Origin of the sequence: Pseudomonas sp. B40(2017) (assembly GCF_002112855.1) — a bacterium.
Classification (GTDB): Bacteria; Pseudomonadota; Gammaproteobacteria; order Pseudomonadales; family Pseudomonadaceae; genus Aquipseudomonas; species Aquipseudomonas pharyngis.
On the sequence record NZ_NEIT01000004.1, the window covers coordinates 231,720 to 252,054 of the forward strand.

Here is a 20,335-nt window from a genome sequence, read left to right on the forward strand (position 1 = left end):
TCGCGCGTCCCTTCGTTACCTGCGGGGGGAAACGCTCTGTTTAAACTCGTGTGCAGCGCAAGCACCAGACTTGCATGCATAACAACAAGAAAGGTACATCTCAGATGAATGCGATTTCTCGCCTCGCTACTGTCATTTCTGTCGCCTCCCTGTTCCCGCTCGCTGTGCTGCCCCTGAGTGTTTCCGCTGCCGAATCCAAAGGTTCGGTGGAAGTCGTGCATTGGTGGACGTCCGGTGGCGAAAAAGCTGCCGTCGATGTGCTCAAGGCACAAGTCGAGAAAGACGGTTTCACCTGGAAAGACGGCGCTGTCGCCGGCGGTGGCGGTGCGACTGCCATGACCGTGCTGAAAAGCCGCGCAGTAGCCGGCAACCCGCCAGGCGTTGCCCAGATCAAGGGCCCGGACATCCAGGAATGGGCGTCGACCGGTCTGCTCGACACTGACGTGCTGAAGGACGTTTCCAAGTCCGAGAAGTGGGACAGCCTGCTCGACAAGAAAGTCTCCGACACCGTGAAGTTCGAAGGTGATTACGTGGCCGTGCCGGTGAACATTCACCGCGTGAACTGGCTGTGGATCAACCCGGAAGTCTTCAAGAAAGCCGGTATCGAAAAAGCCCCGACCACCCTCGAAGAATTCTACGCCGCCGGCGACAAGCTGAAAGCGGCGGGCTTCATCCCGCTGGCCCACGGCGGTCAGCCTTGGCAGGACAGCACCGTGTTCGAAGCGGTCGTGCTGTCGGTGATGGGTGTTGATGGTTACAAGAAAGCCCTGGTCGACCTGGACAACGCTGCCCTGACCGGTCCGGAAATGGTCAAGGCCCTGACCGAGCTGAAGAAAGTCGCGACCTACATGGACCAGGACGGCAAAGGCCAGGACTGGAACCTGGAAGCGGCCAAGGTCATCAACGGCAAGGCCGGCATGCAGATCATGGGTGACTGGGCCAAGTCCGAATGGACCGCCGCCAAGAAAGTCGCCGGCAAGGACTACGAGTGCGTAGCGTTCCCGGGCACCGACAAGGCGTTCACCTACAACATCGACTCGCTGGCCGTGTTCAAGCAGAAGGACGCGGGCACCGCGGCCGGTCAGCAGGACATCGCCAAAGTCGTGCTGGGTGAAAACTTCCAGAAAGTCTTCAGCATCAACAAGGGCTCGATCCCGGTGCGTAACGACATGCTCGCCGACATGGGCAAGTACGGTTTCGACTCTTGCGCCCAGACCGCTGCCAAGGACTTCCTGGCAGACGCCAAGAACGGCGGCCTGCAACCGAGCATGGCGCACAACATGGCGACCACGCTGGCCGTGCAGGGTGCGTTCTTTGATGTCGTGACCAACTACATCAACGACCCGAAAGCCGACCCGGCCGACGCTGCCAAGAAACTCGGCACTGCCATCAAGGCTGCCAAGTAATGCTTGGCCTGTAGGAGCGAGCCTGCTCGCGATAGCGGACCGTCAGCCACCGAAAGTGTGAACTGACACAACGCAATCGCCAGCAGGCTGGCTCCCACAGGGATCGCATTCGTAATTCTTAATCCTTCTACTGGATCTTCCCATGAGTTCTGTTGCTGTGTTCAGCAAGGCCTCGCCGTTCGACGCATTGCAGCGCTGGCTACCGAAACTGGTGCTGGCGCCGAGCATGTTCATCGTTCTGGTGGGCTTCTATGGCTATATCCTCTGGACGTTTGTCCTGTCGTTCACCACGTCGACCTTCCTGCCTAACTACAAGTGGGCAGGGTTGGCGCAATACGAGCGCCTGTTCGACAACGACCGCTGGTGGGTGGCGAGCAAGAACCTGGCCGTGTTCGGCGGCATGTTCATCGGCATCACCCTCGTAATCGGCGTGACACTGGCGATTTTCCTCGACCAGAAAATCCGTCGCGAAGGCTTTATCCGCACCATTTACCTGTACCCGATGGCGCTCTCGATGATCGTCACCGGTACTGCGTGGAAATGGCTGCTCAACCCGGGCATGGGCCTGGACAAATTGCTGCGGGACTGGGGCTGGGAAGGCTTCCGTCTCGACTGGCTGATCGACCCGGATCGCGTGGTGTATTGCCTGGTGATCGCGGCGGTCTGGCAAGCCTCGGGCTTCATCATGGCGATGTTCCTCGCCGGTCTGCGTGGCGTCGATCAATCGATCATCCGTGCCGCCCAGATCGACGGCGCGAGCATGCCGCGCATCTACTGGAAAGTGGTGCTGCCCAGCCTGCGTCCGGTGTTCTTCAGTGCAGTGATGATTCTGGCGCACATCGCGATCAAGAGCTTCGACCTGGTGGCGGCCATGACGGCCGGCGGCCCGGGTTATTCCTCCGATTTGCCGGCGATGTTCATGTACTCGTTCACGTTCAGCCGTGGACAGATGGGCATGGGCTCGGCCAGTGCAATCCTGATGCTCGGTGCGATCCTCGCGATCATCGTGCCTTACCTGTACTCCGAGCTGAGGACCAAGCGTCATGACTAGTCTCGCTTCGAAACCTGCCATCAGCCTGAGTCGCATCGCGATCTACGCGGTGCTGATCCTCGCGGTCCTGCTGTATCTGGTACCGCTGGTGGTCATGCTGCTGACCAGCTTCAAGACCCCGGAAGACATCTCCACCGGCAACCTGCTGAGCTGGCCGACCGTGGTCAGCGGCATCGGCTGGGTGAAAGCCTGGGCCACCGTTGACGGCTACTTCTGGAACTCGATCAAGATCACCGTGCCGGCCGTGATCATCTCCACCGCCATCGGTGCGTTGAACGGTTATGTGCTGTCGTTCTGGCGCTTTCGCGGTTCGCAGCTGTTCTTCGGCCTGTTGCTGTTCGGCTGCTTCCTACCGTTCCAGACCGTGCTGCTGCCGGCGTCGTTCACCCTCGGCAAGATGGGCCTGGCGAGCACCACCACGGGCCTTGTGTTCATCCATGTGGTCTACGGCCTGGCGTTCACCACGCTGTTTTTCCGTAACTACTACGTGAGCATTCCGGATGCGCTGATCAAGGCGGCGCGTCTCGATGGCGCGGGCTTCTTCACGATCTTCCGCCAGATCATCCTGCCGATGTCGACGCCGATCATCATGGTCTGCCTGATCTGGCAGTTCACCCAGATCTGGAACGACTTCCTGTTCGGCGTGGTGTTCTCCAGCGGTGATTCGCAACCGATCACGGTGGCGCTGAACAACCTGGTCAACACCAGCACCGGGGCCAAGGAATACAACGTGGACATGGCGGCGGCGATGATCGCCGGGCTGCCGACCCTGCTGGTCTATGTGGTCGCAGGCAAGTATTTCGTGCGCGGGCTGACGGCCGGCGCAGTCAAGGGGTAATCATGGCTACGCTCGAACTTCGCAATGTAAACAAGACCTACGGTGCCGGCCTGCCGGACACCCTGAAGAACATCGAACTGTCGATCAAGGACGGTGAGTTCCTGATCCTTGTCGGGCCTTCGGGCTGCGGCAAGTCGACCCTAATGAACTGCATCGCCGGCCTGGAAACCATCACCGGCGGCGCGATCATGATCGGTGACCAGGACGTCAGCGGCATGAGCCCGAAAGATCGCGACATCGCCATGGTGTTCCAGTCCTACGCGCTGTACCCGACCATGAGCGTGCGCGAGAACATCGAGTTCGGTCTGAAGATTCGCAAGATGAGCCAGTCGGCGATCGACGAAGAAGTCGCCCGCGTGGCCAAGCTGCTGCAGATCGAGCACCTGCTCAATCGCAAGCCGGGTCAGCTCTCCGGCGGCCAGCAACAGCGCGTGGCGATGGGCCGTGCCCTGGCGCGTCGGCCGAAGATTTATCTGTTCGACGAACCGCTGTCCAACCTCGACGCCAAGCTGCGTGTCGAGATGCGTACCGAAATGAAACTGATGCACCAGCGCCTGAAAACCACCACGGTCTACGTGACCCACGACCAGATCGAAGCGATGACCCTGGGCGACAAAGTGGCGGTGATGAAGGACGGGATCATCCAGCAGTTCGGTACGCCGAAAGAGATCTACAACGACCCGGCCAACCTGTTCGTGGCGAGCTTCATCGGTTCGCCGCCGATGAACTTCATTCCACTGCGCCTGCAACGCAAGGACGGCCGTCTGGTGGCGCTGCTCGACAGCGGCCAGGCCCGTTGCGAATTGCCGATGGCGATGCAGGACGCCGGTCTCGAAGACCGCGAAGTGATCCTCGGCCTGCGCCCGGAGCAGATTGCGCTGGCGAACGGCGAGGGCAATGGCCTGCCGAGCATCAAGGCTGAAGTGCAGGTCACCGAGCCGACCGGTCCGGACACCCTGGTGTTCGTCAACCTCAACGACACCAAAGTCTGCTGCCGTCTGGCGCCGGATGTGGCACCGCAGGTGGGCGAAACCCTGACCCTGCAGTTCGATCCGTCGAAAGTGCTGCTGTTCGACGCCCAGTCCGGCGAACGCCTGGGGATTGCGGGCCTGCCGAAAGCCGAACCGCACAGCGCTAACGTGGCCCAGTTCAAGGGTCGCTGATGAACACAGGCGGGAGCGGGCAGGCCCGTTCCCGCAGGGAGCACGCGGTGCGTGGCCTGTCGCGCGCCGCATCAGATGTAAACCGCGTTAAATAAGAAGAACAGTTAATAACAATAAAACGAGGATGTAGGGATGAAGAAGAACAACAACGCTCAGCGAATCGGCCAGTTGTCAGCAGTTGCGGCAATGATGCTGGCCGGCAGCGTCCACGCGGCTGACGCGTTCAGCTCCGATTCGGAGTGGATGACCGGGGACTGGGGTGGCGAGCGGACCAAGCTGATCGAGCAGGGCATCGACATCAAGATGGACTACGTCGGTGAGGTGGGCGGCAACCTTCACGGCGGCTACAACAACGACAAGACGGCGCGCTACTCCGACCAGTTCGGTCTGGGCGTGGCGCTGGACCTGCAAAAACTGTGGGGCTGGGACAACACCCAGGCCAAGATCCAGCTGACCAACCGTAATGGCGAAAACATTTCCAACGATCGTGTTGGCGATCCGCGTGCCGGCACACTCAGCTCCTCGCAGGAAGTCTACGGTCGTGGCCACATGGTGCGTCTGACCCAGTTGTGGATCAAACACCAGTTCTTCGACAACAAACTCGACGTCAAGGCCGGTTACTTCGGCGAAGGCGAAGACTTCAACACCTTCCCGTGCGAGTTCCAGAACCTGGCGTTCTGCGGCTCGCAAGTGGGTAACTGGGCGACCAACATCTGGTACAACTGGCCGGTCAGCCAGGCGGCCATTCGCGTCAAATACAACATCAACGACGAACTCTACGCACAGATCGGTGCGTACAACCAGAACCCGTCGCAGCTGGAACACGGCAACGGCTTCAAGTTGAGCGGCAGTGGCACCAAAGGCACCGTATTGCCAGTGGAACTGGTCTGGTTGCCTAACCCGAACAGCCTGCCGGGCGAATACCGTGTCGGTTACTACAAGAGCACGGCCGATGCCGACGACGTTCGCGAGGACGTCAACGGTTTCGACGCGGCGACCACCGGTGATGCCTACCGTACCCACAGCAGCAAGCACGGTTACTGGTTTGTTGCGCAACAGCAACTCACCAGCCACAACGGTGACAAGAGCCGTGGTCTGAGCATCGCTGCCAACGCCACGTTCCACGACAAGGACACCAACTTCATCGACAACTATCAGTCCGTGATGTTTGTGTACAAAGGTCTGTTCGATGCGCGTCCAAAGGATGACTTCGGTATCGGTGCTGCGCGTATTCACGTCAACGATGACGTGAAGAAAAACGCCGAGCTGCTCAACGTCTCCAACGGTGTTTCGGACTACGACAATCCGGTGTTCTCGCCGATTCGCGAAACCGAATACAACTACGAGATCAACTACGGCTTCCACGTGACCAACTGGCTGACCGTGCGCCCGAACCTGCAATACATCACTCATCCGGGCGGTGTGGATGAAGTGGATAACGCTTTGGTCGCTGGCCTGAAAATTCAGTCTACGTTCTGACGCGTCTGCGATAAGCTCCTCTCTATGTGCGCATATTTGCGGACAGCCAAGGCTGTCCGCTTTTTTTTGGACAGGGGTGTCGCAGCCCATGAAAGTTGAATCTGGAACCGTGGCCCATGCATGAGCATCCGCTGCAACGCTTCTTCAAATCCTTGCGCGAACGTCCGGTGTTCGCCTGGGAGCGCTATCAGATGCGCGATGTGCTGGTGATCGATCATCCGCTGTGTCAGGCGGTGTTCAGTCGTCAGGGTGCGCAATTGCTGCACTTTCAGCCGCGCGGGCAGAAACCGTGGCTGTGGTGCGCGGCGAAGTGGCCGCATGTCGGCGCGATTCGCGGTGGCGTGCCGGTGTGCTGGCCGTGGTATGGCCGTCACCCGAGCGAAAACGCGTGGCCGTCCCATGGCTGGGCGCGATTGCTGGACTGGAAACTGCTCGACAGCAGCAGCGCCGAGGACGGCGTGCGCCTGCATTGGCAATTGCAGCTGTGCGACTGGCAGGTGGACCTGCACGCGCACCTGGGCGAACGCATGGAATTGCGCCTGAGCACCGAGCATCAGGACGACATGCCGTGCCAGTTGAGCCAGGCTTTGCACGCTTACTGGCGTATTGGTGACGTGAGTGAGATAGCGCTGTCTGGGCTCGAAGGGGCGCAGGGTTACGACCAGTTGAACCGTGAGGTTTGCCAGCAGGAAGGCGAGTTGCGGGTCGATGGTGGCTGTCAGCGAGTGTTCCAGCACGACGGCGAATTACAGCTCAAGGATCACGCCTGGCAGCGCGAACTCTGCATCGATACCGGTGACAGCGCGGACACCGTGGTGTGGCATCCGGGGGCGCGGCCATTGCTGGGCGTAACCTGGGATGAGATCTCGGAGTTTGTCTGTGTTGAAGCGGCGGCGGGTGGCACCGACAGCCTGCATCTGGCGCCGGGGGAGAAGGCGCATTTGAGTTTGCAGGCTTGGGCGGGGGCTTGAGTGTGTCAGTTCGACCGCTGTCCTCACCCTAACCCTCTCCCGGTGGGAGAGGGGACTGACCGAGTTGGATTGGCTATTTACACCGACTTGCGACTACAGCGGTGATCTTGGCTTGGCCAAGCCAGAGGAAACGCTGATCGTTCAGGTCGATGTAACTTTTGAGGGTAACACCGTCGGCTCCCTCTCCCTCCGGGAGAGGGCTGGGCGGGCGGCGTTCCGATGAGGGTTGGCTTTTAAGCTTTTAACGCCTTAGTTGAACTCATCTCCAACCGGATACCGGCTGGCATTCAAGCTCTCTTTGATCTTGCGCAGATGCGGCTGGAAATCCACCCCGCGACGCAAGGTCATCCCCGTCGCCAGTACATCCAGCACGGTCAACTGAATGATCCGCGAAGTCATCGGCATATAGATGTCGGTGTCTTCCGGCAGCGGAATGTTCAGGCTCAGCGTACTGGCCTTGGCCAGCGGTGAGTTCTCGGCCGTCAGGCCCAGCACCGAAGCGCCGTTCTCCCGTGCGATGCGCGCCACTTCCACCAGTTCGCGGGTGCGGCCGGTGTAGGAAATGATCACGAACAGCTCGCCGGTGTGCGCCACCGAGGCAATCATCCGTTGCATCAGCACATCGGCGTGGGCGGTGACCGCCAGATTGAAGCGGAAGAACTTGTGCTGTGCATCCAAAGCTACTGGAGCCGAAGCACCCAGGCCGAAGAAGTGGATCTGCCGGGCCTGGATCAACAGGTCGACGGCGCGGCTGATAAGGTTCGGGTCCAGTGCCTGGCACGCGCTGTCCAGCGAGGCGATCGCACTGCCGAAAATCTTCTGCGTATAGGCCTCGGGATTGTCGTCAGCTTCTACTGCGCGGCTGACATAGGCCGCGCCGCTGGCCAGGCTCTGCGCCAGTTGCAACTTGAGTTCGGGGTAGCCGCTGACGCCGAACGAGCGGCAGAAACGGTTGACCGTCGGTTCACTGACCGACGCCGCCTGGGCGAGGGCGGCGATGCTGAAGCGTGTGGCCTGCTGTGGGTTGAGCAGGATCACTTCGGCGACTTTGCGTTCGGCCTTGTTCAGCTCTTCAAGGCGACTCTGGATCTGTTCCAGTAAATTTCGCACGCGGTCCATAAGAATTCCTAGATTCACCGGCGCCGATAAGCGCGCGGCTATGCAAATTGGGCCTTTGATGTGGCCCGTGACGGTGGCCTATCCTACTGATGGCTCCGACCGACCACCACTCGGAATCTGTATTTTGCGAAAATGTTGTGGTTATTACTACATTTTCCCTTGAGTGATGCCTTGAAAAAAGGTATTTGTAGCTTAACTTGATAAAAGAACAAACATCATGCCTTCGATTACGGTTGAACCGTGCACCTTCGCCTTGTTCGGCGCCTTGGGCGATCTGGCCCTGCGCAAGCTGTTTCCTGCCCTTTATCACCTTGATGGCGCCGGCCTGCTGCACGAGGACACGCGCATTATTGCACTGGCCCGTGAGGCGGGCACCGAGCAGCAGCACCTGGCGTTCATCGCCGCCGAGCTGCGCCGTTACGTGGGCAAGGAGCTGGACGAGGCCGTGGCCGAGCGCTTTCTGGCACGCCTGACTTATCTGCACGTCGACTTCCTCAAGGCTGAAGATTATGTGGCGCTGGCCGAACTGGCCGGCAGCACGCAGCGCATGATTGCCTACTTCGCCACTCCGGCGGCGGTGTACGGCGCGATCTGCGAGAACCTGGCGAAAGTCGGTCTGGCGGAAAACACCCGCGTGGTGCTGGAAAAACCGATCGGCTCCGACCTCGAATCCTCGCGCAAGGTCAACGACGCCGTGGCGCAGTTCTTCCCGGAGAACCGCACCTACCGCATCGACCACTACCTGGGCAAAGAAACCGTTCAGAACCTGATCGCCCTGCGTTTCGCCAACAGCCTGTTCGAAACCCAGTGGAACCAGAACTACATCTCCCACGTGGAAATCACCGTGGCCGAAAAGGTCGGCATCGAAGGCCGTTGGGGTTACTTCGACAAGGCCGGCCAGCTGCGGGACATGATCCAGAACCACCTGCTGCAACTGCTCTGCCTGATCGCCATGGATCCGCCGGCCGACCTGTCCGCCGACAGCATCCGTGATGAAAAAGTGAAAGTGCTCAAGGCCCTGGCGCCGATCAGTCCGGAAGGTCTGACCACGCAAGTGGTGCGCGGCCAGTACATCGCCGGGCACAGCGAAGGCAAGTCCGTGCCGGGCTACCTCGAAGAGCCGAACTCCAACGCCCAGAGCGACACCGAAACCTTCGTCGCGCTGCGTGCCGACATCCGCAACTGGCGCTGGGCCGGCGTGCCGTTCTACCTGCGCACCGGCAAGCGCATGCCGCAGAAACTGTCGCAGATCGTCATCCACTTCAAGGAACCGTCGCACTACATCTTCGCCCCCGAACAGCGCCTGCAGATCAGCAACAAACTGATCATCCGCCTGCAACCGGACGAAGGCATTTCCTTGCGGGTGATGACCAAGGAGCAAGGCCTGGACAAGGGCATGCAACTGCGCAGCGGCCCGCTGCAACTGAATTTTTCCGACACCTGGCGCAGCGCTCGGATCCCCGATGCCTACGAGCGTTTGTTGCTGGAAGTGATGAACGGCAATCAGAACCTGTTTGTCCGTAAAGATGAAATCGAAGCCGCGTGGAAATGGTGTGACCAGCTGATCGCCGGGTGGAAAAAATCCGGTGACGCGCCCAAGCCGTATGCGGCCGGGTCGTGGGGGCCGATGAGCTCCATTGCATTGATCACGCGGGACGGGAGGTCGTGGTATGGCGATATCTGATGTGAAACTGCCTGAGGGCGTGAATGCCCGCGAATTCAAGAGCCCGGTGCTGCTCGCCGAAGGCCTGGCGCTGAATGTCGCCAAGCAGTTGAGCGAAGCGCTGGCGGCACGTGGCAACGCCGTGCTGGTGGTGTCCGGCGGCCGTAGCCCGGTGGCGTTTTTTCAGCACCTGGCCAAGCAGGAACTGGACTGGTCGAAGGTCGTCGTGACCCTGGCCGACGAACGCTGGGTACCGGTCGAACATGCCGACAGCAACGCCGGTCTGCTCAAGCAATATCTGCTCAAGGGCCCGGCGGCCAAGGCGCAGTTCCTCAGCCTCTACAGCGCGGCGGCCAACGTCGAGCAGGCTGCGGAGCAGGCTGATCGTTTGCTCGCCGAATTGCCGCCCATTGACGTGCTGGTGCTGGGCATGGGTGATGACGGTCACACCGCATCACTGTTCCCGGACAGCCCGAACCTGGCCGAAGCCCTGCAAGCCGACGGCACCCGTCGTTGCTGGCCGATGCTCGCACCAAGCGTGCCACGCCAGCGCCTGACCATGAGCCGGGCGCTGCTGGCCTCGGCGCGGTACAAGATTCTGTCGATTTCCGGTCAGTCGAAACTGACCACCCTGAATGCCGCACTGGCATCCAACGACGTCGCCGCCATGCCGGTTCGCGCGTTTCTGCAACCTACGTTAGAGATTTACTGGTGCCCATGAGCCAAGGAACAGCCGCTATGACAATTCCATCCCCGACCGTTTCCATGGCGGACAAAGTTGCCCTGATCGACAGCCTCTGCGCCAAGGCGCGGATCCTGCCGGTGATCACCATCGCCCGTGAACAGGACGTGCTGCCGTTGGCCGACGCTCTGGCTGCCGGCGGTCTGACCGCGCTGGAAGTGACTCTGCGTTCGCAGTTCGGCCTCAAGGCGATCCAGATCCTGCGCGAACAGCGCCCGGAACTGGTGACCGGTGCCGGCACCGTGCTCGACCGCAATATGCTGGCCGCCGCCGAAGCCGCCGGTTCGCAATTCATCGTCACCCCGGGCATCACCCGTGACCTGCTGGAAGCCAGTGTCGAAAGCCCGATCCCGCTGCTGCCGGGCATCAGCAATGCCTCCGGCATCATGGAAGGTTATGGCCTGGGTTATCGCCGCTTCAAGCTGTTCCCGGCTGAAGTCAGCGGTGGCGTAGCGGCAATCAAGGCCCTCGGCGGCCCGTTTGGCGAAGTGAAATTCTGCCCGACCGGCGGCGTCGGCCCGGCCAACATCAAGAGCTACATGGCGCTGAAAAACGTCATGTGCGTGGGCGGTAGCTGGATGCTCGATCCGGAGTGGATCAAGAACGGCGACTGGGCCCGCATTCAGGAATGCACTGCCGAGGCGTTGGCGCTGCTGGACTGATACTTTTCAATTAGTTGCAACCCTACACTTCGTTGTGTGTTCTACGGCTTTAACGGTGCGCTTGGTCGGTGCGCCGTTTTTTTTGCCCGAAAAAACCTTCGTTATCTCGAGATACATAGTTACCGCACCCGGCCTCGCGTGTGGCGCTAACCTGCGTTCATCTTATGGAAGAGAGAATGCGTCATGGACAACCAGTCTTCAGCTCCATCGGTTTATCAACTGGCCCCCGAGCAAGTCGCGGGGCCTTATTTTCGCAATCCCAAACTGCTGCGCCGCAACATCAGCGAAGGCGCCGAGGGCCTGCCGTTGCTGCTGCGCCTGACCATCGTCGATGCCATGACCGGCGAGCCGGTCAGTGGTGCGCTGGTGGATATCTGGCACTGCAACGCACGCGGCGCGTATTCCGGCTGGAGTCGGGTCAACCCGGATCTGGAAGTCGACGTCGAGGATATCGGCTCGATCCCGCGAACCGACGATGACACCTACCTGCGCGGTGGTCAGTTCAGCGACCACAAGGGCAGGGTGCGCTTCACCACGATCTATCCGGGTTTCTACGCCGGGCGAGCCCTGCACATTCACGTGGCGGTGCGCATCGTTGCCGGCAATGAATATCTGGAGGAGCGCAATGTAGCCTGGGTCGGCCAACTGTATTTCCCGGAGGTGGTCTCCCGCGGCGTGCTCAACAACAAGGCCTATCGCGGGCGAGGCTCGGCGCCGGTGTGTAACGCCGACGATGCCTACTACACCACTATGGGCGGAGAAGCATCGACCCTGACCGTCTGGCCGATCGGCCGCGACTCGCACGAGGACGGCTACTTTGGCCACCTCACGATCGGCATCGACACCTTTGCGGTGTCGTCGCAGATCAAGCCCGAGGACTTCGACAAGTACACGGTTTAACGCAGTTCGTTCAGCGCCTGAACCAGCAGCTGGATTTCCGTCGCCGTGGTGGTCAGCGACGGCGTGATACGGATGCATGGCCCACAGGCCGCGCCGTTGCGCACCACGGTGAACAGGTTGTAGTCGTTGAGCAGGCGTTCGACCATCGCCTGCTGGTCGGCATGACGGGTAAAGCGTAGCGAGGTGATGCCGCAATACAGACGCGGATCGTCCGGGGTCGTGACTTCGATGCCCGGCAGATTGCGCACGGCGCTCACCCACAGGTTGCGCAAGTAATTCATCCGCGCGCCTTTGGCGGCCGCGCCACCCAGTGCGCGGTGTTCCTCGAACACCAGTGGCAAGGTCATCAACGCCGGAATGTTCGGCGTGCTGTAAGGCGTGCGCGAACGGATGTCGTCAGCCGAAAAATGCATCTCGCCCATGTCCGGGTCGATGTCGGCCAGGCGTTGCGGTGCAATGTAGATAAAGCCGAGGGTCAGCGGCGAGCCGATCCACTTGTGCAGGTTGTACCCGGCGAAGGCGATGCCCAACGCTTCGAGGTCGAACTCGATCTGCCCGAGAGCATGGGCGCCATCAAGGATGATATCGACGCCATGCTCCTTGGCCAGCGAGGCAATGGCCTGCACCGGCATTACCAGCCCGGTGCGGTGGGTGACGTGAGTCAAAGCCATCAATTTGAGCTTCGGATAGCGGGTAAAGGCTTCGCGGTAAGTCGCCAGCAGGCTGTCGAAGCTGGCCGGGTGGGCGTGCTCGATCTCGATCACTTCGACCCCGCGATGCTGCGCCAGCCAGCGCATGGCGCCCTTGACCGTGTCGTACTCCAGATCGCAGATCAGCACCTGGTCGCCTGGCTGCAGGCGGTTGTAGTTGCGGATCAGCGATTGCAGGCCGGCAGTGGCGTTGTGGGTAAACGCCACGCTTTGCGCGCGGACGCCGATCAGCTCGGCCAGTTGCGCGCGTATGTCGAGGAGGTCGTGCTGTTCGAAACGTTGGCGCACGTAGATCGAGTTGCTGTTGTTGATCAGCTCGACGTTGCGCTGATACTCCTCGATCACGGTGCGCGACATCCGTCCGAAGTAGCCGTTCTCCAGGTTCACGGGGCCGGGGTGGCGATCGTAACGGTCGGCGAAGGTTTGCCAGAAGGCTTCGTCTCGGGCGCGGCGGGTGTTATCGGGCATGGTCGACTCGACTCGGATCAGGATGACGCCTCAGTGGCGCGGGGCAGGCTTGCCATGTTTGGCGCGCAGCGGTTCGAGCAGTTCCGACAGGCCGTTGTGATCGATTTCCTGCATCAATGCCAGCAGCCCGCCCAGTTCTCCATGGGGAAAACCTTCCCGGGCGAACCAGTTCAGGTACGGGCCCGGCAGGTCGGCAATGATCCGGCCCTTGTACTTGCCGAAGGGCATTTCGCGGGTGATCAACAGTTCGAGCTTTTCGGGGTTCATCGTTGGAATCGTCTGGGTTGGAAAATACGTTGGAAAATACAGGCATTCTGCATGCAGGCCAAATGACAGATCATGCAAATAACAGGCATACAGATTTTCGTTTTATTTTTAAGTTATTGAAAATTAAAGATTAATTTCTTTTCGAAAAGCTGGCACGACCACTGCAACACTCCTTGCATCTTTCACCCACGCAAGGAATTGAAAAATGACTGACATGAATAAAGAAGCCATCTCCGTCCTCAACGACCTGATCGAAACCAGCAAGGACGGTCAGGAAGGCTTCAAGACCTGCGCTGAAGACATCAAGCACCCAGAACTGAAAGCCCTGTTCACCCAGCGCTCTGCCGATTGCGCCACGGCGGCGGCCGAGTTGCAGGCGGCCGTGCGTTCGATGGGCGGCGATCCGGAAACCTCGACCAGCGTCAGCGGTGATCTGCACCGTCGCTGGGTCGACGTCAAAGCGATGTTCACCGGCAAGGACGAAGAGGCTGTGCTCAACGAAGCCGAGCGCGGTGAGGACCACGCCCTGAAGGCTTACCGTGAAGCGATCGAGAAGATCAACAAGCACAACCTGGTCGGCATTCGTGACCTGGTGGAGCGCCAGTACCACGGCGTGCAACGCAATCACGATCAGGTGAAGGCGCTGCGTAACCAGGCTCGCGCACGCTCGTAAGCCTCACTGAAAAAACTGTGGGAGCGAGCCTGCTCGCGATGACGGACTGACATTCAACAGTGATGTTGACTGATCTGGCCCTATCGCGAGCAGGCTCGCTCCCACTTTGTTTTTGCAGAAAAAATCAGCCGATGCTGATGGCCGGCAACGTCGGCAGGGTAACGGTCTGTTGCTTGCGCGGCGCCAGGATCTCGGCCTCGCCATCCACCACCAGCTCATCGCGCTGGTTGAATACGCGCGTGGCAATACGCACGCGGAATTTCGGCAGTTTCTCCAGAATCTCCAGACGTACTGTCAGGGTGTCGCCGATCTTCACCGGCTTCTGGAAGCTCATCTGCTGGCCAATATAAATGGTGCCCGGTCCAGGCAGCTCGCAAGCCACGGCCGCACTGATCAGCGCACCGCTGAACATGCCGTGGGCGATGCGTTCCTTGAACATGCTGGCGGCGGCGAACTCGGCGTCCAGGTGCACCGGGTTGTGGTCACCGGACATCGCGGCGAACAGCTGAATGTCGCGTTCCTCGACAGTCTTGCTGTAGCTCGCGGTCTGGCCCACTTCGAGGGCTTCGTAAGGGATGTTGGTAACCTGGGTCATGGGTCTGAATTCCTGTGACGGATGAAATGAATCCACAAAAAATTATTCGCTGCGGTGCGGCCGGCGATGGCTCAGGGCCTGGTCGATCCAGGCCAGCACATCGGCGGTCACTTCGTCGCGGTTGCTCTCGTTGAACAATTCGTGCCGCGCCTGTGGGTAGATCTTGAGTTGCAGGTTCTGGCTGCCGGCCGCGCGCAAGGCGTTGGCCAGATCAGTCAGACGCTTGCCTTCGCTCACCGGATCACATTCGCCGCCGATCACCAGCAGCGGCAGGCCCGGATCAATCTGGGCGAGATTGGACGCTTTGCTGATTTGCTGCAACCCGCCGAGCAGGTCGATCCACAACTGATTGGTGCAGCGAAAGCCGCACAGCGGGTCGGTGGCGTACTTGTCGACCTCGACCGGGTCGCGACTCAGCCAGTCAAACGCGGTGCGCGCCGGTTTGAATTTATTGTTGAACGAGCCGAACGACAGCCATTCGATCAGCGCGCTGCGACCCTTGGCGCCCTGGCGCAGCTTTTCAAACCGGGCGATCTGCCGGGCCGCGCGGTACAGCGCAACCGGCTGGAAATTCGAGCCGCTGAGAATCGCGCCGTGCAGGCTGGCGCTGTGATGCAGCAGATAAGCCTGGGCAATGTAACTGCCCATGCTGTGCCCGAGCAGCACGATCGGAACCCCTGGATGACGCTGGCCGAGGAACTGGTTGAGGCTGGCGAGATCCCCAACCACCTTGCACCAGCCGTCGTCGTCAGCGAAGTGCCCGAGCGTCCCATGATCGGCCGTTTTGCCATGGCCGCGCTGATCGGGTGCGTACACACCGTAGCCTTCGGCGCAGAACGCCTCTGCCAGCCGAGCGTAGCGGGCGCTGTGTTCCGCCATGCCGTGGGCCAGCAAAATCACCGCTTTCAGTGGCGCGTTCGGCAGCCACAGGTTGACGAAGAGGCGGCTGCGGTCACTCGCGTCCAGCCAGAAGGTGTCGTGGATCATGGCGATTCCTTTTGCGGCCTGTTTTTGCTCAAGCGTCTTGCAGAGGTTGCATTGTATAGCGCGTCCGATCAGCTCACGCCACGGCAGGAAGATTCACACGATCAATGACGACCTTGCCCATATTTGCCTGATTGACCATAGCTGCTAGTGTCCGTGAAGCCCCGCTTTTTGCTCTCGGCTTTTTCAGGGACCGAAAGAAATGACAGCGAAGCGGCCCCGGATCGGCTCAGGTAAAGAGGACAAGAACAATGCAACCTGATTTCTGGAATGACAAACGCCCGGCGGGCGTACCCCTGGACATCGACGCGGGTGAATTCAAGTCGGTGATCGAGGTGTTCGAGCGTTCCTGCAAGAAATTCGCTGATCGCCCGGCGTTCAGCAACATGGGCGTGACCCTGACCTACGCCGAGCTGGAGCGCCAGAGCGCCGCGTTCGCCGGTTATCTGCAAGCCCACACCGATCTGGCGCCGGGGGATCGCATCGCGGTGCAGTTGCCCAACGTCCTGCATTATCCGATTGCCGTGTTCGGCGCGTTGCGCGCCGGGCTGATCGTGGTCAACACCAACCCGCTGTACACCGCGCGGGAGATGCGTCACCAGTTCAAGGACTCCGGCGCCCGGGCGCTGGTGTACCTGAACATGTTCGGCCAGAAGGTCCAGGAAGTGCTGCCGGACACCGACATCCAGTATCTGATCGAAGCGAAGATGGGCGACCTGATGCCCACCGCCAAGGGCTGGCTGGTCAACACTGTGGTCAGCAAAGTGAAGAAGATGGTGCCGGCGTATTCGCTGCCCCAGGCGATTTCCTTCAAGAGCGCGTTGCGCATGGGTCGGGGCCTGGGCATCAAGCCGTTGAAGGTCGGCCTGGATGACATCGCCGTCCTGCAATACACCGGCGGCACCACCGGCCTGGCCAAGGGCGCGATGCTCACCCACGGCAATCTGGTGGCGAACATGCAGCAGGTGCGCGCCTGCCTTGGTCAGTTCGGCAGCGACGGCCAGCCGCTGTTGCGCGAAGGGCAGGAGGTGATGATTGCGCCGCTGCCGCTGTACCACATCTATGCCTTCACCGCGAATTGCATGTGCATGATGGTGTCGGGCAACCACAACGTACTGATCACCAACCCGCGTGACATCGGCGGCTTCATCAAGGAGCTGAAGAACTGGAAGTTCTCGGCGCTGCTGGGGCTCAACACGTTGTTTGTCGCGCTGATGGATCATCCGGACTTCAAGACCCTGGATTTCTCCACCCTCAAGCTCACCAACTCCGGCGGCACCGCGCTGGTCAAGGCCACCGCCGAGCGTTGGGAGCAGATCACCGGTTGCCGGATTACCGAAGGTTACGGCCTGACCGAAACCTCGCCGGTGGCCTGCACCAACCCGTACGGCGAGCTGTCGCGGATCGGCACGGTCGGCCTGCCGGTGCCGGGCACCTTGTTGAAGATCATCAACGACGAGGGCGTCGAGCAGCCCCTGGGCGAGCGCGGCGAGTTGTGCATCAAGGGCCCGCAGATCATGAAGGGCTACTGGAACAAGCCCGAGGCCACCGCCGAAGTGCTGGATGCCGAGGGCTGGTTCAAGTCCGGCGACATTGCAGTCATCGACCCGGACGGTTTCGTGCGCATCGTCGACCGCAAGAAAGACATGATCATCGTCTCCGGTTTCAACGTGTACCCGAACGAAATCGAAGACGTGGTGATGGCCCACCCGAAAGTTGCCAACTGCGCAGTGATCGGCGTGCCGGACGAGCGTTCCGGCGAGGCGGTGAAGCTGTTTGTGGTGGCGCGTGAAACCGGAGTCAGCCTGGAAGAGCTGAAGGCCTACTGCAAAGAAAATTTCACCGCTTACAAGGTGCCAAAACACATCGTGCTGCGTGAGTCGTTGCCGATGACGCCTGTCGGGAAAATTCTGCGCAGAGAGTTACGCGATATCGCATAAAAGAATTGCGCTTCACTCTATCGCGAGCGGGCTCGCTCCCACAGGATCATCAGTGAACCTGTGGAAGCGAGCCCGCTCGCGATTTTTTTGTTTCAAGCCCCCGAAAACCGGGACTTTCAAGGTGTTATAGGATTTTTGCTCTAAAATGACTGCCAGTAGTTCTTGAGTCATGAAAATGACTGTAGGGGCCGCTTTTGGCTCTAGTCGACCCTTGGCAAAGCTGCTACTCTCGGCGCGCTTTGTGACTTCTCGGCCTTGTAAAAAGCCAGACTCACCAATAAACAAACACCAATAATAATCGCATCAAATGCGGTGCTGAATTCGCGTTGCTGAGGAGTGGGCTTCCATGATCGAAGACTTTTGGAAGGATAAGTACCCCGCTGGAATTGCTGCCGACATCAATCCAGACGAGTACCCGAATATTCAGGCAGTGTTGAAGCAATCCTGCCAACGCTTCGCCGACAAACCGGCGTTCAGCAACCTGGGCAAGACGATCACCTACGGTGAACTGTACGAATTGTCCGGTGCATTTGCCGCTTATCTGCAACAGCATACCGATTTGCAGCCCGGTGATCGAATCGCCGTGCAACTGCCCAACGTGTTGCAGTACCCGGTCGCCGTCTTCGGTGCCATCCGTGCCGGGCTGATCGTGGTCAACACCAACCCGCTGTACACCGCGCGGGAAATGGAACACCAATTCAACGACTCCGGTGCCAAGGCGCTGGTGTGCCTGGCGAACATGGCGCACCTGGCCGAAGCCGTGGTGCCGAAAACCGGCGTCAAACACGTCATCGTCACCGAAGTCGCCGACCTGCTGCCGCCGATCAAGCGCCTGTTGATCAACAGCGTCATCAAGTACGTGAAAAAAATGGTCCCGGCCTATCACCTGCCAAAAGCCGTCAAGTTCAACGACGTGCTGAGCAAGGGCCAGGGCCAGCCGGTGGCAGAAGCCAACCCGGACAGCGGCGACGTCGCGGTGCTGCAATACACCGGCGGCACCACCGGCGTGGCCAAGGGCGCGATGCTCACCCATCGCAACCTGGTCGCCAACATGCTGCAGTGCAAGGCGCTGATGGGCTCCAACCTCAATGAAGGTTGCGAGATCCTGATCACGCCACTGCCGCTGTACCACATCTATGCGTTCACCTTTCATTGCATGGCGATGATGCTGATCGGCAACCACAACATCCTGATCAGCAACCCGCGCGACCTGCCGGCGATGGTCAAGGAACTCTCGAAGTGGAAGTTCAGCGGTTTCGTCGGCCTCAACACGCTGTTCGTGGCCCTGTGCAACAACGAAGGTTTCCGCAAGCTGGATTTCTCGGCGCTGAAAGTCACCCTGTCCGGCGGCATGGCCCTGCAACTGGCCGCAGCCGAGCGCTGGAAAGCGGTCACCGGTTGCCCGATCTGCGAAGGTTACGGCATGACCGAAACCAGCCCGGTGGCCACGGTCAACCCGATCCAGAACATCCAGATCGGCACCATCGGCATTCCGGTGCCGTCGACCTTGTGCAAAGTCATTGACGATGCAGGTGTCGAGCAGCCGCTGGGCGAAATCGGCGAGCTGTGCGTAAAGGGCCCGCAAGTGATGAAAGGCTACTGGCAGCGTCAGGAAGCCACCGATGAAATGCTCGACAGCGAAGGCTGGCTGAAGACCGGTGACATCGCGCTGATCCAGCCGGACGGCTACATGCGCATCGTCGATCGCAAGAAAGACATGATTCTGGTGTCCGGTTTCAACGTGTATCCGAACGAACTGGAAGACGTGCTGGCGGCCCTGCCGGGCGTGTTGCAGTGCGCAGCCATCGGCGTTCCGGACGAAAAATCCGGCGAGGCGATCAAGATCTTCATCGTCGCCAAACCGGGTGTCACCCTGACCAAGGAACAGGTGATGGAGCACATGCGCGCCAACGTCACCGGCTACAAGGTGCCGCGTTCCGTGGAGTTCCGCGATGCGTTGCCGACCACCAACGTCGGCAAAATCCTGCGTCGCGAGTTGCGCGACGAAGAGCTGAAGAAGATCAAGGCGAAGAGCGCCGCATAAAACAGAAAGCCCCGCAGATGCGGGGCTTTCTGTTGGTGCAGAGCAGGGCCTGGATTATGCGGTGAACCTGCCCCTCACCCCAGCCCTCTCCCGAGGGAGAGGGAGCCGATCGGGGGGGCTGTTCAAAACCCGAGTTCGGCTCGATATCTCAGGTCGACGTACCTTGTCCAATCACCTCGGTCGGTCCCCTCTCCCTCTGGGAGAGGGCTAGGGAGAGGGCTAGGGAGAGGGCTAGGGAGAGGGCTAGGGTGAGGGGGGAGGGGCCCCCGAAATCTTACTGGCGGAACGGCGCAAAGTTCACGTTGGTCCCCGCCGGGCGCATGTCCTGCAGGTACGAGTCCTTGTCGGCACTCAGTTCCAGGCTCAGGGCTGCCTTGCGCTTGCCTTCGTTGCGGATCACCAGGCCTTCGAGTTTCTCGCGCAGGAACACGGTCGGCACTTTCAGATGCAGCAGTTCGTCGGTGGCCGGGGTGTGCATCAACAGGTGGATCCACTCGTACTGACCGATCGCCAGGCGCGACACCGGCAGGTCGAACCACCAGATGTTGCGGTTACGGTTCAGTTCGGCGAAGTGGCAGTTGTTGGTGCCGAGCACGGCACCGCCCAATTCCTGGTTGCGACGGGCGATGGCCTGCTTTTTATCGAGTTTCATAACATTCC

Annotated in this window: 19 protein-coding genes; 13 read left to right on the top strand and 6 right to left on the bottom strand. The window is 60.2% G+C overall.

The genetic code is table 11. The features are described from left to right. The first annotated feature begins 104 nt into the window (after nucleotides 1-104). The 6 genes from CAF76_RS11760 to CAF76_RS11785 all read left to right on the top strand — a co-directional run bounded on the left by CAF76_RS11760 (nucleotide 105) and on the right by CAF76_RS11785 (nucleotide 6,908). On the top strand, nucleotides 105-1,406 hold the full coding sequence (locus tag CAF76_RS11760; RefSeq protein ID WP_007951167.1) for an ABC transporter substrate-binding protein: 1,302 nt from the start codon (nucleotides 105-107) through the stop codon (nucleotides 1,404-1,406). Nucleotides 1,407-1,548: 142 nt separating this feature from the next. Beyond that, nucleotides 1,549-2,457, top strand: coding sequence for a carbohydrate ABC transporter permease (locus tag CAF76_RS11765; RefSeq protein WP_007951166.1), 909 nt, complete (start codon nucleotides 1,549-1,551; stop codon nucleotides 2,455-2,457). Beyond that, nucleotides 2,450-3,295: a carbohydrate ABC transporter permease gene (locus CAF76_RS11770; protein WP_007951164.1), complete on the top strand. Its 846-nt coding sequence runs from the start codon at nucleotides 2,450-2,452 to the stop codon at nucleotides 3,293-3,295. The genes CAF76_RS11765 and CAF76_RS11770 overlap by 8 nt, the downstream gene beginning before the upstream one ends. A gap of 2 nt (nucleotides 3,296-3,297) precedes the next feature. Then, nucleotides 3,298-4,458, top strand: coding sequence for an ABC transporter ATP-binding protein (locus CAF76_RS11775; protein WP_085610787.1), 1,161 nt, complete (start codon nucleotides 3,298-3,300; stop codon nucleotides 4,456-4,458). Nucleotides 4,459-4,590: 132 nt separating this feature from the next. Beyond that, complete coding sequence (locus CAF76_RS11780; protein ID WP_039766091.1) at nucleotides 4,591-5,937, top strand: carbohydrate porin; 1,347 nt, start codon at nucleotides 4,591-4,593, stop codon at nucleotides 5,935-5,937. A 116-nt stretch (nucleotides 5,938-6,053) separates the two neighbouring features. Further along, the gene (locus CAF76_RS11785; RefSeq protein ID WP_064598935.1) at nucleotides 6,054-6,908 is read left to right on the top strand and encodes a D-hexose-6-phosphate mutarotase; all 855 of its coding nucleotides are present in this window, start codon (nucleotides 6,054-6,056) and stop codon (nucleotides 6,906-6,908) included. 249 nt (nucleotides 6,909-7,157) lie between these two features. Here CAF76_RS11785 and CAF76_RS11790 read toward each other — a convergent pair whose 3' ends face one another. After that, on the bottom strand, nucleotides 7,158-8,018 hold the full coding sequence (locus tag CAF76_RS11790; protein WP_169842436.1) for a MurR/RpiR family transcriptional regulator: 861 nt from the start codon (nucleotides 8,016-8,018) through the stop codon (nucleotides 7,158-7,160). Nucleotides 8,019-8,244: 226 nt separating this feature from the next. On the opposite strand from CAF76_RS11790, the gene zwf reads away from it, so the two are divergent. From zwf to CAF76_RS11810, 4 genes are all read left to right on the top strand, one after another. Beyond that, the gene (gene zwf / locus CAF76_RS11795) at nucleotides 8,245-9,711 is read left to right on the top strand and encodes a glucose-6-phosphate dehydrogenase (RefSeq protein WP_007951158.1); all 1,467 of its coding nucleotides are present in this window, start codon (nucleotides 8,245-8,247) and stop codon (nucleotides 9,709-9,711) included. Then, complete coding sequence (gene pgl, locus CAF76_RS11800; RefSeq protein WP_085647318.1) at nucleotides 9,698-10,411, top strand: 6-phosphogluconolactonase; 714 nt, start codon at nucleotides 9,698-9,700, stop codon at nucleotides 10,409-10,411. The genes zwf and pgl overlap by 14 nt, the downstream gene beginning before the upstream one ends. A gap of 17 nt (nucleotides 10,412-10,428) precedes the next feature. Next, on the top strand, nucleotides 10,429-11,094 hold the full coding sequence (locus CAF76_RS11805) for a bifunctional 4-hydroxy-2-oxoglutarate aldolase/2-dehydro-3-deoxy-phosphogluconate aldolase (RefSeq protein ID WP_064598929.1): 666 nt from the start codon (nucleotides 10,429-10,431) through the stop codon (nucleotides 11,092-11,094). Nucleotides 11,095-11,277: 183 nt separating this feature from the next. Beyond that, a complete protein-coding gene (locus tag CAF76_RS11810; RefSeq protein WP_064598923.1) occupies nucleotides 11,278-11,994 on the top strand; it encodes an intradiol ring-cleavage dioxygenase in 717 nt (238 codons plus the stop codon). Here the strand turns inward: CAF76_RS11810 and CAF76_RS11815 are convergent. Both CAF76_RS11815 and CAF76_RS11820 read right to left on the bottom strand, forming a co-directional pair. Further along, complete coding sequence (locus CAF76_RS11815) at nucleotides 11,991-13,172, bottom strand: aminotransferase class V-fold PLP-dependent enzyme (RefSeq protein ID WP_085610781.1); 1,182 nt, start codon at nucleotides 13,170-13,172, stop codon at nucleotides 11,991-11,993. The two genes, CAF76_RS11810 and CAF76_RS11815, sit on opposite strands and share 4 nt — an antisense overlap. Before the next feature lie 30 nt (nucleotides 13,173-13,202). Next, nucleotides 13,203-13,439, bottom strand: a complete 237-nt coding sequence (locus CAF76_RS11820) for a DUF3820 family protein (RefSeq protein WP_003213031.1) — start codon at nucleotides 13,437-13,439, stop codon at nucleotides 13,203-13,205. A gap of 205 nt (nucleotides 13,440-13,644) precedes the next feature. Between CAF76_RS11820 and CAF76_RS11825 the strand changes: the two genes are divergently transcribed. After that, on the top strand, nucleotides 13,645-14,112 hold the full coding sequence (locus CAF76_RS11825; RefSeq protein ID WP_064598919.1) for a PA2169 family four-helix-bundle protein: 468 nt from the start codon (nucleotides 13,645-13,647) through the stop codon (nucleotides 14,110-14,112). Between the two features lie 124 nt (nucleotides 14,113-14,236). Here CAF76_RS11825 and CAF76_RS11830 read toward each other — a convergent pair whose 3' ends face one another. Both CAF76_RS11830 and CAF76_RS11835 read right to left on the bottom strand, forming a co-directional pair. Further along, nucleotides 14,237-14,707, bottom strand: coding sequence for a MaoC family dehydratase (locus CAF76_RS11830; protein ID WP_003227420.1), 471 nt, complete (start codon nucleotides 14,705-14,707; stop codon nucleotides 14,237-14,239). A 42-nt stretch (nucleotides 14,708-14,749) separates the two neighbouring features. Next, nucleotides 14,750-15,694, bottom strand: a complete 945-nt coding sequence (locus CAF76_RS11835) for an alpha/beta hydrolase (RefSeq protein ID WP_085647319.1) — start codon at nucleotides 15,692-15,694, stop codon at nucleotides 14,750-14,752. 248 nt (nucleotides 15,695-15,942) lie between these two features. Here CAF76_RS11835 and fadD2 point away from each other — a divergent pair, with 248 nt between their 5' ends. Next, nucleotides 15,943-17,631: a long-chain-fatty-acid--CoA ligase FadD2 gene (gene fadD2 / locus CAF76_RS11840; RefSeq protein WP_085647320.1), complete on the top strand. Its 1,689-nt coding sequence runs from the start codon at nucleotides 15,943-15,945 to the stop codon at nucleotides 17,629-17,631. 346 nt (nucleotides 17,632-17,977) lie between these two features. Then, on the top strand, nucleotides 17,978-19,675 hold the full coding sequence (gene fadD1, locus CAF76_RS11845) for a long-chain-fatty-acid--CoA ligase FadD1 (protein ID WP_064598913.1): 1,698 nt from the start codon (nucleotides 17,978-17,980) through the stop codon (nucleotides 19,673-19,675). Nucleotides 19,676-19,949: 274 nt separating this feature from the next. Here fadD1 and CAF76_RS11850 read toward each other — a convergent pair whose 3' ends face one another. After that, a complete protein-coding gene (locus CAF76_RS11850; protein ID WP_007951149.1) occupies nucleotides 19,950-20,327 on the bottom strand; it encodes a hypothetical protein in 378 nt (125 codons plus the stop codon). Nucleotides 20,328-20,335 lie beyond the last annotated feature (8 nt).